This is a genomic window from Microbacterium hydrocarbonoxydans (genome assembly GCF_011752045.1).
Taxonomy (GTDB): domain Bacteria; phylum Actinomycetota; class Actinomycetes; order Actinomycetales; family Microbacteriaceae; genus Microbacterium.
In genome coordinates this window covers 141,516-158,586 of the sequence record NZ_JAAKXW010000003.1, presented here as the reverse complement: position 1 = coordinate 158,586, position 17,071 = coordinate 141,516, and the positions used below count along the sequence as shown (strand labels likewise).

The 17,071-nt window shown below is 70.4% G+C and carries 11 protein-coding genes; 6 read left to right on the top strand and 5 right to left on the bottom strand.

What is annotated here, in order from left to right; genetic code table 11:
- The first annotated feature begins 3 nt into the window (after nt 1-3).
- From purM to G6G98_RS11775, 3 genes are read left to right on the top strand one after another with little or no spacing between them, the layout of a single operon-like run.
- Entirely contained in the window at nt 4-1,113 is a 1,110-nt protein-coding gene (purM, locus tag G6G98_RS11785) for a phosphoribosylformylglycinamidine cyclo-ligase (protein ID WP_067356135.1), read from the top strand.
- Nucleotides 1,114-1,136: 23 nt separating this feature from the next.
- On the top strand, nt 1,137-2,615 hold the full coding sequence (gene purF / locus G6G98_RS11780; RefSeq protein ID WP_067356132.1) for an amidophosphoribosyltransferase: 1,479 nt from the start codon (nt 1,137-1,139) through the stop codon (nt 2,613-2,615).
- On the top strand, nt 2,612-3,913 hold the full coding sequence (locus G6G98_RS11775; protein WP_164234207.1) for an MFS transporter: 1,302 nt from the start codon (nt 2,612-2,614) through the stop codon (nt 3,911-3,913). The genes purF and G6G98_RS11775 overlap by 4 nt, the downstream gene beginning before the upstream one ends.
- A gap of 9 nt (nt 3,914-3,922) precedes the next feature.
- On the opposite strand, the gene G6G98_RS11770 is transcribed toward G6G98_RS11775, so the two are convergent.
- Complete coding sequence (locus tag G6G98_RS11770; RefSeq protein WP_164234208.1) at nt 3,923-4,954, bottom strand: LacI family DNA-binding transcriptional regulator; 1,032 nt, start codon at nt 4,952-4,954, stop codon at nt 3,923-3,925.
- A 94-nt stretch (nt 4,955-5,048) separates the two neighbouring features.
- Between G6G98_RS11770 and G6G98_RS11765 the strand changes: the two genes are divergently transcribed.
- Nucleotides 5,049-6,935: a glycoside hydrolase family 35 protein gene (locus tag G6G98_RS11765; RefSeq protein ID WP_164234209.1), complete on the top strand. Its 1,887-nt coding sequence runs from the start codon at nt 5,049-5,051 to the stop codon at nt 6,933-6,935.
- Between the two features lie 304 nt (nt 6,936-7,239).
- Nucleotides 7,240-12,021, top strand: coding sequence for an endo-alpha-N-acetylgalactosaminidase family protein (locus G6G98_RS11760; RefSeq protein WP_243842109.1), 4,782 nt, complete (start codon nt 7,240-7,242; stop codon nt 12,019-12,021).
- 131 nt (nt 12,022-12,152) lie between these two features.
- Here the strand turns inward: G6G98_RS11760 and G6G98_RS11755 are convergent, their stop codons facing one another.
- Entirely contained in the window at nt 12,153-12,344 is a 192-nt protein-coding gene (locus tag G6G98_RS11755; protein ID WP_067357204.1) for a DUF3073 domain-containing protein, read from the bottom strand.
- Nucleotides 12,345-12,494: 150 nt separating this feature from the next.
- Between G6G98_RS11755 and G6G98_RS11750 the strand changes: the two genes are divergently transcribed.
- Nucleotides 12,495-13,037 (top strand): universal stress protein, encoded by a 543-nt coding sequence (locus G6G98_RS11750; RefSeq protein ID WP_067357201.1) that lies wholly within the window; start codon nt 12,495-12,497, stop codon nt 13,035-13,037.
- A 200-nt stretch (nt 13,038-13,237) separates the two neighbouring features.
- Here G6G98_RS11750 and G6G98_RS11745 read toward each other — a convergent pair whose 3' ends face one another.
- From G6G98_RS11745 to malQ, 3 genes are all read right to left on the bottom strand, one after another.
- Complete coding sequence (locus tag G6G98_RS11745; protein WP_067356124.1) at nt 13,238-13,867, bottom strand: PadR family transcriptional regulator; 630 nt, start codon at nt 13,865-13,867, stop codon at nt 13,238-13,240.
- Entirely contained in the window at nt 13,864-14,706 is an 843-nt protein-coding gene (locus G6G98_RS11740) for a DUF4097 family beta strand repeat-containing protein (RefSeq protein ID WP_067356122.1), read from the bottom strand. The genes G6G98_RS11745 and G6G98_RS11740 overlap by 4 nt, the downstream gene beginning before the upstream one ends.
- Before the next feature lie 159 nt (nt 14,707-14,865).
- Complete coding sequence (malQ, locus tag G6G98_RS11735) at nt 14,866-17,031, bottom strand: 4-alpha-glucanotransferase (RefSeq protein ID WP_164234210.1); 2,166 nt, start codon at nt 17,029-17,031, stop codon at nt 14,866-14,868.
- Nucleotides 17,032-17,071: the final 40 nt, after the last annotated feature.

Here is a 17,071-nt window from a genome sequence, read left to right as displayed (position 1 = left end):
GGGGTGGCTGCCTCCCCCACCAATCCCTATTCCGAAGCCGGCGTCGACACTGCTGCCGGTGATCTCGCCGTCGAACTGATGAAGTCGTCCGTGCGCGCGACGCACGGCCCCGAAGTGCTCGGCGGTGTCGGCGGATTCGCCGGACTCTTCGACGCGAGTGCGCTGCTCGGCTACCGCCGTCCGCTGCTCGCCTCGAGCACCGACGGCGTGGGCACGAAGGTCGCGATCGCGCAGGCGATCGACAAGCACGACACGATCGGTCAGGACCTCGTCGGCATGGTCGTCGACGACATCGTCGTGGTGGGTGCCAAGCCGCTCTTCATGACCGACTACATCGCCTGCGGCAAGGTCTACCCGCAGCGCATCGCCGACATCGTGCGCGGCATCGCGGAGGCGTGCTCCGCCACCGGCACCGCGCTCGTCGGCGGCGAGACCGCCGAGCACCCTGGACTCCTCGGCCCGCGCGACTACGACGTCGCGGGCGCCGCCACCGGCGTGGTCGAGGCCGACGCGATCCTCGGCGCCGAGCGCGTGCAGGACGGCGACGTCGTGCTCGCGGTGCAGTCCAGCGGACTGCACTCCAACGGCTACTCCCTGGTGCGTCACATCATCACGAACGCCGGCATCACCTACGCCGACAACGCCGCCGACTTCGGCACCACGTGGGGCGAGGCGCTCCTCGAGCCGACGCGTCTCTACACGCTCCCGCTGCTGCGCCTCATCGAGACCCTCGGCGGCGGCGTGCACGCGCTCAGCCACGTCACCGGCGGCGGCATCGCGGCGAACCTCGCCCGCGTGCTCCCGCAGGGCAGCTGGGCCGAGGTCGACCGCAGCACCTGGTCGCCGAGCCCCGTCTTCCGCGTGCTCAGCGACATCGCCGGCTCCACGCTGGAGTCGGCCGAGGGCACCTGGAACCTCGGCATCGGCTTCCTCGCGGTGATCGCCGCCGACAGCAAGGATGCCGCCATCGCGGCTCTCGAGGCCGAGGGCATGCCCGCCTGGCAGGTCGCGACCGTCGGGTTCGGCGCGCGACCGGCCGGGGAGTTCGAACAGGGCGCCAAGGGCGTCGACGGCGGAGCGGTGCGCCTCGTGGGCGCGTACGCCTCCCACTGAAGAAACGGATAAGCAGACACTCCATGTGCGGCATCGTCGGAATGGTCGGAACGGCCCCGGTCAACCAGGACATCTACGACGCTCTCCTGCTGCTGCAGCACCGCGGTCAGGATGCCACGGGCATCGCCACCGCGGAGCCGAACGGCGTCATGCACAACGCGAAGGCGCAGGGGATGGTGCGCGAGGCGTTCCGCACCCGCGACATGCGGTCCCTCCTCGGCAACGTCGGCCTCGGTCACGTCCGCTACGCCACCAAGGGCACCGCGTCGAGCGAGGAGGAGATGCAGCCGTTCTACGTGAACGCGCCCTACGGCATCATCCTCATCCACAACGGCAACCTCACGAACACCCGTGAGCTCACCGCCGATATGGCGCAGCGCGACCGCCGTCACCTCAACTCCTCCAGCGACACCGAGCTGCTGCTCAACGTGCTCGCCGGCGAGCTGCAGGCGACCACCTCCACGGTCGACCTCGACCCGGAGCGCATCTTCGAGGCCGTCGCCCGCACGCACCAGCGCATCGAGGGCGCCTACGCGGTGATCGCCGTCATCGCCGGCTACGGCCTGCTCGCGTTCCGCGATCCCTTCGGCATCCGCCCGCTGATCCTCGGCCACCGCAAGGGCCGCGACGAGAACGGCGACCCCGCGGCCGGCGACGAGTGGGTCGTCGCGAGCGAGTCGCTCGTGCTCGAGAACGGCGACTACGAGGTGGTCCGCGAGATCGAGCCCGGTGAAGCCGTGTTCATCACCAACGACGGCCAGCTGTTCTCGCAGCAGTGCGCCGCCGAGACCACGCTCGCGCCGTGCGCCTTCGAGTACGTGTACCTCGCCCGCCCCGACTCGATCATGAACGGCATCTCCGTCTACGAGTCGCGCCTGCGCATGGGCGACAAGCTCGCCGACACCATCGCCAAGCACGTGCCGATGGACAAGATCGACGTGGTCATGCCGATCCCCGACTCCTCGCGCCCCGCCGCGATGGAGGTCGCCCGCAAGCTCGGCATCGAGTACCGCGAGGGCTTCTACAAGAACCGCTACGTCGGCCGCACCTTCATCATGCCCGGCCAGGCGGTGCGCAAGAAGAGCGTGCGCCAGAAGCTCAACGCGATGTCGGCCGAGTTCCAGGGCAAGAACGTCCTGCTCATCGACGACTCGATCGTGCGCGGCACGACCTCGAAGCAGATCATCCAGATGGCGAGGGATGCCGGTGCGAAGTCGGTGACCTTCGCCTCCGCGGCGCCGCCGGTGCGGCATCCGCACGTCTACGGCATCAACATGCCGTCGCGTCACGAGCTGATCGCGCACGGGCGGACCATCCCGGAGATCGCCGAGGAGCTCGGCTGCGACCACCTCGTGTACCAGGAGGTCGAGGACCTCAAGGCCGCGATCACCGAGGGCACGGCGATGACCGACCTCGACATGAGCTGCTTCGACGGCCGCTACGTCACCGGCACCGTCACCGACGAGTACCTGGCGTGGGTCGAGGGGTCGCAGACCTCGTGACGTCGGTCCGGCCGCTGTGGCAGGGACGCGCGCTGGCCCTGCTCGGCATCGTGCTGGTCGCGTTCTCGCTCCGCTCCGCCGTCGCCTCGCTGTCCCCGGTCATCGACCACATCGCCGAGGACTTCCCGGTCTCACCCGTCGTGGTCGGGCTGATCGGCGCCGCGCCTCCCGTCTGTTTCGCGGTGTTCGGCCTGCTCACCCCGCTCGCCGAGCGCCGGTTCGGGCTGGAGCGCGTCGCGGTCATCGCGATCGGGCTGATGACGGCGGGACTGCTGCTGCGCGGCTTCGCCGTGGACTCGATCACGCTGTTCGCGGCCACGGTCGTCGTGTTCGCGGGGGTGGGCTCCGGCAACGTGCTGCTCCCGCCGCTGGTCAAGAAGTACTTCCCGGATCGTCTCGGCCTGATGATGACGGTCTACTCGACGACCATGGCGATCTCCACCTTCCTGCCGCCGATGGTCGCCGTCCCCGTCGCCGACGCCCTCGGCTGGCGCGTCTCGCTCGGCCTCTGGGGGCTGTTCGCGGCGATCGCCCTGGTGCCCTGGATCGCCCTCATCCTCGCGGAGCGCACGCAGCCCGCACCGGCCGTGCCACCGGTGCTGCGCGCCCCGGAGCCGGAGGAGGACGGACGACAGGATGCGGCGTCGCTCGCGACCGGACCCATCACGACCTCGCCCGCCAACCCGCGGATCTTCGGCCGGCTGCGGCGCATCCCCCTCGCGTGGGCGATCGCCGGCGTGTTCGGCACCTCGTCGACCATGGCGTACGTGTCCTTCGCCTGGATGCCGACCATGCTCGTCGACATCGGCGAGGTCACTCCGGCTGCCGCCGGCCTGCTGCTGTCGCTGTTCGCGCTGGTCGGCCTGCCCGCCTCGCTCGTCGTGCCGGTGCTCGTCGTGCGGTTCCAGGCCACCCGGCCCCTGTTCTTCGTCGGAGTCGTCGCCGGCCTGCTCGGCCTCGCCGGCCTCCTCTTCGCGCCCACGATCGCGCTCCCGCTGTGGGTCGGCTTGTTCGGCCTGAGCGCGATCATGTTCCCGCTGAGCCTCGTTCTGCTGAGCATCCGCGCCCGCACGTCGGAGAGCGCCGTCGCGCTGAGCGGCTTCGTGCAGAGCATCGGCTACGGTCTCGCCGCCGTGTTCCCGCTGCTGATCGGGTTCCTGCACGAGGTGACCGGCGCGTGGCAGATCCCGCTGATCGTGCTGGCCGCGGTGCTGGTGGCGGCGATCCCGGCCGGGTACGTCGCAGGCCGCCGGAGCACCGTCGAAGAGGAGTGGGAGCGCCGGCACGGGCGCTGGTGATCTCCTCGCTCAGCGCTCGCGCGGCGGAGCCGTGGAGGAGCGGATGATCAGCTGCGGGTCGGTCGACGGCATCTCGCCGATCGCCTCGTGCCCCTCGATCTGGGCGATCAGCCGCAGCGCGGCGGCGCGGCCCATGTCCTCGAAGGGCTGGCGGACGGTGGTGAGCGCCGGGGAGGCGTAGGCGGCGAGGGCGATGTCGTCGACGCTCACGACCGACACGTCCTCGGGAACGCTGCGGCCGGCCTCGTGGAGGGCGCGGATGAGCCCGAACGCCATCTCGTCGCTGCTGACGAAGACGGCCGTGGCGTCGGGGATCGCGGCGATGGTGCGCCCCGCGCGGTACCCGGACTCCGGCGTCCAGTCGGCGGGGATGACGGGGGGAGGGGTGATGCCGTGATCGCGGAGCGTCTGCTCCCACGCCTCGCTGCGCTGACGGGTCTCCGTCCAGTAGACGTCGCCGGAGACATGCCAGACCGTCTCGTGGCCGAGGCCGAGCAGGTGCTCGACCGCGAGCCGGGCGATCGCGGCCTGATCGACGACGAGTGCGGCATCCTGATCGAGCGAGATCCGCTCGCTGCGCGTCGCGGGCGTGCGCTCGGTGCGGGCCCGCAGGGCCGGACTCTCCAGTTCGATGGGGACGCCGAGGATGATCCCCTCCGCGCCCTGCCGCTCGAGACGGTCGAAGGCCTCGAGGAACGCGTCGACCGAGGCGTGATCGGCCACGGCGGCGGTCGACACCGTGTAGCCGTTGGCCGCGGCGGTCTGCTGGATGCCGACGCCGAGGGCGGCGGAGGAGTACCGGTCGGTGGACACGACGATCACCCCGAGCTGGCGGGTGCGGCCCGACGCCAGCGAGGCAGCGGCCGCGTGCACCCGGTAGCCGAGTTCGTCGACGGCGGCGAGGACCCTGCGCGCGGTGTCGGCGCGGACGTTGCCCTGCCCGGACATCACGCGAGACACGGTCTGCGTCGACACTCCGGCGAGTTTGGCGACATCGACCTGGCTCGGGGCCCGGTCCTCCCGGGGGCGACGAGGTGACATGGGTCAATGGTAGCGATCGTCTGATCGATCTCCGGGCGATCGCGCCCGGTCGGGGTGCGATAATGTGAGCGCAAACATTGACCCAGGGAGCACCATGTCCGACCTTCTCGCCTCGGCCGCAGGGCGCCACGGCGCCGTCACCGCCCTCGACTCCTCGACAGAGGCGGACGGCACCCCCGCGCTCAGCTGGCGCGACGGCGAGATCCTCCGCCGGGGACGGCCGCACCGCATGCTCTCCGGAGCGGTGCACTACTTCCGCGTGCATCCTGATCAGTGGGAGGACCGCCTCCGCCGCCTCGCCGCGATGGGGGCGAACACGGTCGACACCTACATCGCCTGGAACTTCCACGAGCGCGTCGAGGGCGACGCGCGCTTCGACGGCTGGCGCGACGTCGAGCGGTTCATCCGCATCGCGGGAGAGGTCGGTCTCGACGTGTTCTTGCGCCCGAGTCCGTACATCTGCGCGGAGTGGTCGAACGGCGGCATCCCGTTCTGGCTGTCCGGCCGCGCGCGGGCGCTGCGAACGTCCGATGCCGGCTTCCTCGCCGCGGTCGACGCCTGGTACGACGAGCTGATCCCGCGGCTCGCCCCCCTGCAGGCCGCGCACGGCGGCCCCATCGTCGCCGTGCAGGTCGAGAACGAGTACGGCTCCTTCGGCAGCGATCCCGGCTATCTGGCGCACCTGCGCGACGGACTGCGGGCGCGCGGCATCGTGGAGATGCTCACCACCGCCGACGGCACCACGGCCGACATGGTCGCCCACGGCAGTGTGCCCGGGGCGATGACCACCTTCACGTTCGGCACCGGGGTCGCGGCGGCCGCCGGGCTGCGCCGCGAGGGCGAGGCGCTCATGTGCAGCGAGCTGTGGGGCGGCTGGTTCGACCACTGGGGCGAGCAGCATCACGTCCGCTCAGCAGCGAGCATGGGCGGGACGGTCGCCGAGCTGCTGGATGCCGGCGGATCGGTGAGCATGTACATGGCGCACGGCGGCACGAACTTCGGCCTGTGGAACGGCGCCAATCACGACCGCGTGCTGCAGCCGACGGTCACCAGTTACGACTCGGACGCGCCGATCGGCGAGGACGGCACGCTGAACGACAAGTTCCACACCCTCCGCGCGCTGTTCGCCCCGTTCCACGAGGGCGAGCTGCCTGAGGCGCCGGCGGCGCCGCGGCGCCAGCGCGCGGCATCCGCCGCTCTGGTGCCGGTCGTCTCCCTGCTCGATCACGTCCGGTCGCTTGCGGATGCCGGGGCCCCGACCCCGCTCCCGCAGACCTTCGAGGAGCTCGGCGCCGAGGACGGCCTGGTGGTCTACGAAGCCGGCATCGCCTTCGCCCCGGGCTCGGAGCTCACGATCGACGGGTTGCACGATCGCGCCACCGTGTTCCTCGATGACGAGCGGATCGGCGTGCTCGAGCGCGACGGTGAGAGGTCCGTCGCGCTCCCTGGCTCCGGCCGGGCGCGGCTGACGATCGTCGTCGAGAGTCTCGGCCGCATCAACTACGGGGCCCGCACGGGTGAGGGCAAGGGCATCATGCACGGCGTGCGGATCGGCCGTCGCCTCGTGCACGGATGGACCCATCGCATCGTCCCGCAGGATGCTCCGGAGCATCCGGGTGCCGTTGCCGCTTCCGAGGCCGGCGCGGATGCCGTTTCTGAGGCCGACGCAGGCGCCGCTCTGGAGGTCGGCGCGGATGCCGCGCGCACTGACGGGGTGGCGGTCGCGAGTCTCGACGTCGCCGAACCGCTCGACGCGTGGCTCGCCTTCCCCGGTGGCCGCAAGGGCATGGTGTGGCTGAACGGCTTCCTCCTCGGGCGCTACTGGGAGGTCGGGCCCCAGCAGACCCTCTACGCCCCGGCACCGCTCTGGCGTGCGGGAGGCAACGAGGTCGTCGTGCTCGACGTCGACGGACTCGGCGCGCGCGTCGAGATCCGGGAGGAGCCGTCGTTCGGTGCGACCGAGGAGTTCATCGGGTCCTGAGCCCGGGCCGAGTGCTCCCTTCGGGAGGAGCTCACGCACAGGGGAGGAGGTTTCCGCGGGAATCCTCCTCCCGAGCGCGCGTCGTCCTCCCGGCGTGCGCCGTGCTCTCGCGCACGCGCCTCTCCGAGCGCACGGTGCGCCGCGTCGATGCCGAGCGACAGATGTTAGCGATATCTGTACTCAGACTCTTGTAAAGCGAGCGCTTGCGGATCTAGAGTGATTGCGCAAACATCGGCGACCGCCGGTGATCCACCTGCGACGCAACGGAGCGCACCGGGGCATCGCACCGCTCGAGAGGCAAGACGTGTCGAACCCTTCCCGATCACCCCGCGCGGGGCGCACGGTCAGCACGCTGCTGACGACGGCGCTCGTGTTCGGCGGTGTCGCCGCACAGACCGCGCCGGCGCAGGCCGCCGATCTGATCCCCGTTCCGAAGACCGACTACCGCCTGCACGCGGTGTCGAGCGAAGCTGACCCCTATCCGGCGCCTCCCTCGCTCGACGGCACCGCGCTCGGCGCCTTCGACGGCGACTTCGCCACGCAGTGGGTCTCTCGGTACAGCGAGGGCGCGCCGTTCCCGCACTGGATCGTCGTCGATCTGCAGCGGCCGATCTCCGTCGCGGCCCTCGACTACTCGGTCAAGAAGGGGCAGAGCATCGCCGCGAAGAACGTGGCCGTCTATGTGACCGACGACGCCGACGTCGCGCGCACCTCGCCCGCCGACGGCGGCTGGGGCACGTCCGCGGGCACCGCGACGCTGCACGCGCCGACCGCCAACGACGAGAAGCAGCGCATCACGCTGACCACGCCGAAGGACGGCCGCTTCGTCGCCCTCCTCATCCTCGACGCGCAGGGGACCAGCGGCGGCGGGGCGGGCGAACTCGAGGTCCTCTCCGATGAGGCGCTGCCGCCGATCACCACGGATCCCGGCACCCCGCCCGCCGGCGAGACCGTGCAGCTCGCGAACGGCGGCACGATCGTCACCGTGGCGAAGGGCTTCCCGAAGGTCCTCGGCTACGCGGTCGGCGACGCCGAGCTCGGCGGTCAGCGCGCCGCCGGCGGCAAGTGGGCAGTGAACGGCACCTCCTACGCAGCCGAGACCACGTCGACGGCGACGGATGCCGGCATCGAGTACGTCTCGCGCCTGACCGGCATCGACGTGACCGTGCGCAGCAGCATCCGCGTCTCCGACGACGGCACCGTCGTCTTCGAGGTGACCGGCGTCGAGGGCGGTGCCACCGTCACCACGCTCGGACTGCCCGACAACGCCTTCCTCTCCGCCACGGGCGACGGCGCGGTCCTCGACCGCACGGTGATCAGCCCGAACAGCACCACGAACGCCGATGAGCACATCGCCCTCTCGGCGACGACGCCGACGGGCCAGAAGGGCGCGGCCTTCGCGTTCCTCGGCGACGGGACTCTCTCCGGCAGCGTCATCAGCAACGCCACCACGCAGGCCTCCGGTGGCACGGCATCGTGGAACACCCGGCTCACCACGCGCGTGACCGAAGCGGATGGCCGCACCGCCGAGATCGGGTCCAGCACCTGGCTGATCCACCCGACGACGGCGGTCGACAGCCGCGTCACGACGTACGAGCTGCCGAAGGTCACGGTGCTGCTCACCGCCGACCGCAACGACGACGACGCCGTGGACTGGCAGGACGCGGCGATCCGCTACCGCGAGGTCGAGCCCGACCGGCTCGGTGCCGACCGTGTGGCTGATCGTGTCGTCAGCCGCATCCCGTTCAACTTCGCCTCCAGCGCGACGAACTACTTCGACCTCACCCTCGACAACACCAAGCGCATCGCGAACCAGACCGACGGTCTCGGCCAGTGGGTGCTCAACAAGGGCTTCGGCAGCGAGGGCCACGACTCCGCGAACACCGACTACGGCGGGAACCACAACGAGCGCGCCGGCGGAGTCGCTGACCTGAACAACCTCGTCGAGGAGGGCGCGAAGCTCAACGCCGACATGAGCGTGCACGTGAACGCCACCGAGATGTACCCGCAGGCGAACGCGTTCGACACCGCCATCATTGACGGCGCCGCCCCCTACAAGCCGGGCTGGAACTGGCTCGACCAGTCGTATTACATCAACCAGCAGGCCGACCTCGGCACCGGCCGGGTGCTCGACCGCTTCCAGCAGCTCCGCGACGAGGTCCCCGGTCTCAGTGGCGTCTACATCGACGTGTACTACTCCAACGGCTGGGTGGCCGAGGAGCTCGCCGACGAGCTGAACGGCATGGGGCTCGAGGTCGCGACCGAGTGGGGCGACAAGTTCGTCGACAACGCGGTCTGGGCGCACTGGCCGAACGACCTCGCCTACGGCGGCGCGACCAACAAGGGCATCAACTCCACCATGGTCCGTTTCATCCAGAACGGTCAGGCCGACGTCTGGAACGACGACGCCCTGCTCGGCCAGCAGCGGCTCGTGGACGCTGAGGGCTGGGTGGGCAACCGCAACTGGGACGGCTTCATCGGCAACATCTGGAACCAGAGCCTGCCGACGAAGTTCATCCAGCACTTCGACCTCCTCAGCTACGAGGCGGGGAAGACGGCGACGCTGACGGATGACGTCACGATCAGCATGGACGGAGACACCCGGGTCATCACGATGGGCGGAGCCACCGTGCTCCGCGGCGACTCGTATCTCCTGCCGTGGCAGTCGCTCGCCTCGAACGCCGACGCCGGCTCGCCGGTCGACGCCGACAAGATGTACTTCTACTCGGCATCCGGGGGCGAGAAGACCTTCGAGCTCACGGCGGCCTTCGCCGGCAGCACAGCCTTCGACGTGTTCGAGCTGGGCGATCAGGGCCGCTCCAAGGTGGGCACGGCGGATGCCGTCGACGGGCGGCTCACGCTCACCGGCGACGCGGGCGTGGCCTACGTCGTGGTGCCGCAGGAAGGGGAGCAGCGTGCCGCTGTCGAGTACCACGACGCCGGGCTCGACGACCCGGGCTTCAACGCCGGCTCGCTCGACGCCTGGAACCCGACGGGCGACGTGACGCTCGCGCGCACCGACGAGGGCACCGCGAAGAACGACTCGCGCGGTGACAACATCGCCGTCCTCGGCGCGGAGAAGTCGTCGATCAGCCAGACCGTGACCGGCCTGACCCCGGGCACGAGGTACTCGTTCTCCGCGCAGGTGCAGATCGATCCGACGGCCACGCGCGACGTGACGATCGCCGTCGACACCGGCGAGGGCACGTCCGCACGCACCTGGAGCCTGTCCCCGACGTACAACTACATGCGCGCCGACTCGAAGGCCGGGCAGTTCTACCAGCGCGGCTCGGCATCCTTCGTCGCCCCGGCCTCCGGGGAGGTGACGGTGTCGATCGCGGCCGCCGCAGGCGATGCGAAGGTCCGTGTCGACAACGCGCGGGTGATGGAGGACACGACGTCGCCGACGGCCGAGGGCACGGTGTACTCGAACGACTTCGAGGGCAACCAAGCCGGCTGGGGGCCGTTCGTGAAGGGCGATGCGAACGGCATCGACGACCCGCGCACGAGCATCTCGCGCCGCCACGACCCGTACACGAGCAGCGACTGGCGCAACACCGCCCGCCCGTTCGCAGCGGGCTACCCGCTGGCCGGCCTCGCCGTCGACTCCACGCTGAACGGCGAGCACTCGCTGATGTCGCACTCGGAGAACAACGGCGTCGTCTACCGCACCGACCCCACGCTCGTCGCGCTGGAGCCGGGGCACACCTACCGCATCGGCTTCCAGTACCAGGCCGGGGCCGCCGGCGCCTACCGCTGGCTGACCGGCACCGACAAGGTGGCAGGCGGTGAGGTCTCCTCGACCACGCTGTCCCGCACCGACATCCCGCAGGCGCTGGAGACCACGGCGTTCAGCCAGGACGTGACCGTCGGATGCGGCGACTACACCTGGGTCGGACTGGAGCGCGTCGGCGGCCCCGATGTCGACTTCGTGCTCGACGACTTCACCGTGACCGACCTCGGCCCGACCGAGGGCGGCACGCCCTGCGCGACGGTCGCGGGCGAGGCCGCCGTGCTCAGCCCCGGTGCGCAGGCGACGTTCACGACGACCTTCACGAACAGCGAGGACATCGCCGTCGAGAACGTCGGCGTCCAGCTCGAGCTCCCCGAGGGGTACACGGTCGAGGTCGCCGACGGCTCGTCGAACCTGTTCGGCGAGGTCGCCACAGGCGAGAGCGTGGAGACGACCTGGCTGCTGACCGCACCGGCGGATGCGGCCGGCGCGACCGTCGGCATCGGCATCTCCGCGACGTATCTCGCGGACTGCGACGTCCGCACGGTCGAGACGGTGCAGCAGGCATCCGTCGCCTCGCGCTCGCGCATCCCGAACTCGCAGATCACCGCATCCGCGAACTCTGAGGAGACTGAAGGCGAGGACGGGCGGGCGGTGAACATGCTCGACGGCGACGCGACCACCTTCTGGCACAGCCTGTGGAGCACCGCCGGGGCCACGTCCTACCCGCACGTCGTGACCCTCGACCTCGGCGCGAACGCGCAGGTCGACGGCGTGGGCTACCTCAGCAGAGGCGACGTGCAGAACGGGCCGATCAAGGCGTACACCGTGGCGGTCTCGACCGACGGGACCACCTACACCGACGTCGCCTCCGGGGAGTGGCTGAAGGCGCCCGGCGGATTCCAGGACGTCTCCTTCACCGAGGTGGAAGCCCGTTACATCCGCATCACGGCGCTCTCCTCGGTCTCGGGCACCCAGTTCGCCGCCATCGCCGAGCTCGCGGTGTACGGCAGCTCGACGCCGCAGGAGGGCCATGCGCCCGAAACGCGGCCGGCGGATGACCTCGACGCCTGCAACCCGGCCACAGATCCGCAGCTCAGCCTCGACGCGAAGTCGGCGCGAGCCGGCGGCACGGTCGACGCCGAGCTCACCGGGTTCGGGCCGCGCTCCACGGTGTCGATCCTCCTCGACGGCGCGAAGTTCGCCGAGGTTCAGGTGGACGCCGACGGCGCTCTGCGCACGACGCTCAGGATCCCGGCGGATGCCGCCCCCGGCGCGAGCGAGATCACCGTCGCGAACGCGAAGGGCGAGACGCTGGCGAGCGCACCGCTCAAGGTCAAGAAGGCCAAGTAGCGGCATCCGAGAAGCGGCCCGGAGGGGATCCCTCCGGGCCGCTTCCGCGCCGCCGAGCGGCGGTCACCGGCATCCGGGTACGACGAAACCCCCGTGCTGTGCACGGGGGAGACGACGAGCAGAACCGGCGGTCAGGCCTTTTCCAGCTCGTCCTCGTCTTCGTCGGCGTACTCGTCCGCCCACTTGTCGACGTACTCGGGTTCCGAGTCGTCGCTCGGGTGCGCGAGCTCGCGTTCCAGTGCCGAATAGTTCACAGACGGACTGAACGACTTGAGTTCGCGGGCGATTTTGGTGTGCTTCGCCTTTTGACGGCCACGGCCCATGCGCGAGACCCCCTCACGAGTTAAGCTGCGGGCAACGTAGGGCCCGATGCGTTTCACGACACCGGCTCGCGGCCGGTAAGAGTAGCATTCAGAATAGCACGCGGGTAGGAGGCTCAGGCTGACACCCGCCTGGTGAAGGGAGTGATCCTCATGACCGACAGCACCTCCGCCGCGGCGGAAGAAGCGGCCCAGAATGCGACTCTGCAGAAGGCGGTCATCGTCGGGATGCAGCCCGATCAGTCCCGGCACGTGCTCGACGAGGCGATCCGCTTCGCCCGGCTGCTCGACGTGCCCCTCGTGGTCGCCCACGTCGACGTGACGCGCTTCGTCACCTACGAGGACCCGGACGGCTACGTGCACTCGGCTCCCATCGACATCAACTTCGAAGCGGGCGTCGCGGAGTTCGAGGCCGTGCAGGAGGCGGCCGCCGCGGCGCTCGAGGGGACCGGCCTCACCTGGACCGCCCGTCAGCTCGTCGGCGACCCGGCGCTCGCGATCAAGCAGCTCGCCAACAAGCTCGACGCGCAGCTGATCGTCGTGGGCACGCGCAAGCGCGGCATCGGCGAGTCGATCCGCGAGTTCTTCACCGGCTCCGTCGCCGCGCGACTCGCGCATCGGCAGCACCGCTCCATCCTCGTGGTTCCGCTCGAGGAGCCGGTGCCCGACGACCAGAAGGACATCTGGACCGAGTAGGCCCGGCAGAGGCTCGGGCCGCCGAACTGCTGTGCGGCGGCCGAGTTGGCACCTCCTGGTGGAATCCGCGCGTCATGGCGACCGCAGGTGCCAACTCAGCGAGGCCCATCCTCATGCAGTCGGCACCTGTCGACGGAATGCTGGCGCGTATCCGGCAACAGGTGCCAACTCGAAGCGAGGCCTCCCCTCGTCGCAAGGACTCAGCGACCGCTGAGGGTTGCGAGGGCGCGGGTCACCGCGTGCGCCGCGGCATCCAGCGCGTCGTCCAGCTCGGTGACGACGGATGCCGGCAGCACCCCGCCGCGGGCGACGTGGGTGCGCAGGTCCGTGCGGACCCGCGCGCGGAACGCGTTGATCGCGGCATCCGCCCTGTGCAGCTCCTCGCGGCTGGTGATCCGCTCGTCGTCCATCGGGGTGCGCGGGCGGCTGTGCGAGGCCGTGCGCTCCTCCTTCTCGGCGGTGGCGAAGTCGGCGCGCAGGCTCTTCATCGCCTCCTTCACGCTCTGGCGCACCTCGTTCGCGATGAGTCGCACCGAATCGGTCAGTCCCGCCTCGATGCCGGCGAGGTCACCCTCTCGGGAGGCCAGCTCGGCGCGTCCGGCATCCGTGATCGCGTAGATCGTGGTGCGGCCGTCGGCGGTCTTGGTGACCAGGCCGTCCTCCTCGAGCTTCGCGAGCCGCGGGTAGATCGTGCCCGCGCTCGGCGTGTAGGTGCCGCCGGTGCGATCGGTGAGCGCCTGGATGATGCCGTAGCCGTGCTGCGGCGCCTCGGCGAGCAGCGACAGCAGGTACAGGCGCAGGTCACCGTGGGAGAACACTGCGGGGCTCATGCTTCCTCCCACTCGGCGTCGTTCTCGATGGTCTCGGGCACGCGGCGCAGCACGGTGACCCCGCCGGAGACGGAGTTCACGCGAAGGTCGACGAAGCGTCCTGCGAGCTCGCCGGTCGAGCCGGTGTAGTTGCTCGGTCCGGAGGAGCTGCGCTCGACGCCGTCGATGAGCAGCCGGCCGCTCAGGGAGCGCACGACGTAGTTCGCGGCGAGCGACTCGTCGAGGCGAACCGTGGTTCCGCCGGAGACGGAGTTCACGCTGATGGTGTTCACATCGCCCGAGGCGTCCACGAGGGTGGAGCCGGACACGATGTCGACCGTCGCCTTGCGGACGGCGCCGGTCACCGCGACGTCGCCCGAGACGCTGTTCGCGTTGATCGAGCCGGTGAGCCCGCGCACCTGCACGTCGCCGGAGACGGTGTTGACGGTGAGGTCGCCGATGAGGGTGTCGACGATGATGTCGCCGGACACGGTGTTCAGTCGGGCGTCGTTGCGGATGCCGGAGACGAGGGCTCCGGCGCTGACGACGCCGAGGTTCAGGGCGATGGAGCGCGGGACGGCCACGCTGACCTCGGCCTTCGGACCGCCCGAGCCGAAGTTGCGGAACACCTCGAGGAAGTTGTCCCAGCCGAGCTGCGGGTGGTCGATCTCGACCTCGCCGTCGTTGGACTCGATGCGGAGGTCCTTGATGGTGACGCCGTGCACCTCGATGCGGATGCCCGGCTCGTCGTGCGCGATGACGTCGACCTGGCCGCCGACCAGGCCGATCTTCAGCCGGCTGATGTTCTCGATGTCGATGACGCGTTCCTCGCCCGGGGCGATGAGCCACTTCTCGGTCATGTCTGCTTCTCCTGTGTTGAGGGATCACGATATATCGTGTTTGAGAAGAGTAACACGATATATCTCGATTCCGCCAAGGGGTGCGGCTGGGACTTCCCTGAGAGCGCCGAACGGCCGCCATCCCGAGTCCGGGGGCAAGCGAGAATCAGAACCCGAGCGTCACCAGCGCAGAGCCTCGTCCACCGCGCCGACGAGCCGCTGGAACCGGCCGTTCGCCTCGAGGTCGTCCAGCAGCACCGGGTTCCCGTCGATGTCGGCCAGCGGCACCCGCCAGTTCGGGTACTCCTTGTACGTGCCGGGCTGGTTCTGCGCACGGCGCTCGCCGACGGCATCCGTCAGCGCCACGCCGAGCAGATACGACGGCGACGCGGCGAGGTAGCGGTGCAGCGCGATCACCACATCCTCGTCCGTCGCATCCGGCGCGAGGATCCAGCGATCGCGCAGCCGCTGCAGCATGGTGTCGCGTTCCTGTTCCGCGATCCGGCGTTCCTCCTCCACCGCCCGCTCGAGCAGTCCCAGCCGAGCCCGGAGCTCGACGTGCTCCCCGGTGAGGTAGCCGGCCGTCGGCGGGAGGTCGTGCGTCGTGACCGTGGCGAGGACGCCCTGCCGGTAGTCTTCGGGCTGCCGAGGGCCGCCCTCGTCGTTCTCGAACCACAGCACGGAGGTGCCCAGGATGCCGCGCTCGACGAGGTAGTCGCGCACCCAGGGCTCGACGTTGCCGAGATCCTCGCCGATGATCACCGCTCCGGCACGCTGCGCCTCGAGCGCGAGGATGCCGACCATGGCCTCGTGGTCGTAGTGCACATACGTCCCCGCGGCGGCGGAGGAGCCGTCCGGAACCCACCACAGGCGGAACAGCCCGATGATGTGGTCGATGCGCAGCGCGCCGGCGTGACGCAGCACGCCGCGGAGCAGATCGCGCAGCGGCCGGTAGCCCTGCGTCGCGAGGGCCTCGGGCAGCCACGGTGGCTGCGACCAGTCCTGCCCCTGCTGGTTGTACATGTCCGGCGGCGCGCCGACGGTGACGTGCGAGGCGTACGCCTCCCGGTTCGACCACACGTCGGAGCCGAGCGGATGCACGCCCACGGCGAGATCCTGCATGACGCCCATCGTCATGCCCGCGGCCTTCGCCTCGTCCTGTGCGGCGGCGAGCTGCTCGTCGGCGATCCACTGGAGCCAGATGTGGAACGCGACGCGATCGGCGAGCCGGTCGCGCAGCTCGGTGACCAGCGGAGAGCCGATTCCGTACTCCTCGGGAGGCCCGGCGGAGTTCGCAGGATCCGCGCAGAACTCCTGCAGCGCGCACCACAGGGCGAACTTGCCGAGGGCGCGACCTTCACCGGCGACGTATGCGTCGAGCGAGGCCTGCCGCTCGGCGGAGCGCGGCGCGGAGAACACCCGGAGGAGCGCGTCCTGCTTGGCGGCCCACACGGCGTCGCGATCGATGAGATCGGCGCTCGTGTTCCGGGCGAGCAGCGGTTCGCGCAGCCGCTCCACGATCTCCCGATCCTCCGCCGGGAGCGCGGCGAACTCCGGGATGCTCTCCGGGTGCACGTACAGCGGAGCGATGAAGCGCCGGCTTGCGGGGAGGTACGGCGACGGCTCGATCGGAGAGGTGATCTCTGCGGCGTGGATCGGATTGATGAGGACGAAGTCGGCCCCTTCCCCCGCGGCGAGTGCCGCGAGGCGGGCCAGGTCGGCGAAGTCGCCCATGCCCCAGGACGAACGCGAGCGCACCGAGTAGAGCTGGGTCATGAGGCCCCACGCGCGGCCGCCGTTGCCGTCGCGGCTCGGCGGGGCGTCGAGCCGCTGCGGGGTGACGACGAGGGAGCAGGTCGCAGTGCGAGCCGGCGCATCCGCTCCCGGGCGGCGCTCCTCGGCTCGCACCTCGTGCCAGCCCAGCGGAAGATCCTTCGGCAGCGGGATGACGAGCCGGCGGACGGCGTGGCCGTCCATCGCGCGCTCGTCGCCGGTCTCGGCGGGTGCGGGCAGCTCCCGCGTCGTCCCGTCCTCGAGCACCACGGTCGCTTCCACCTGAGCGTCGGCTGCAGCATGGAGCGACAGCTCCCCGGAGCCGGATCGCACGACGAGGGAGCCGGGCACGAGATGCTGCCAGGGCTCGTCCTCACGGGCCCGCAGCGCGGCGCGCTCGTCGGCGGCGTCCACCCCCATCGCGGACAGGATCGACCGCACGGTCGAGGCCGGCACGGTGACGTGCTCGCCGAAGAACGACCAGTACTCTGTCGAGATCCCGTAGGCGCGGGCGAGTGCGGCGAGCGCCTCGCTCGGCGCATCGACCTCGTGCGCGTCGTCGACAGCATCCATGACAACCTCCTTGTTGCGATGCGCGGACCGGCGGGACCGG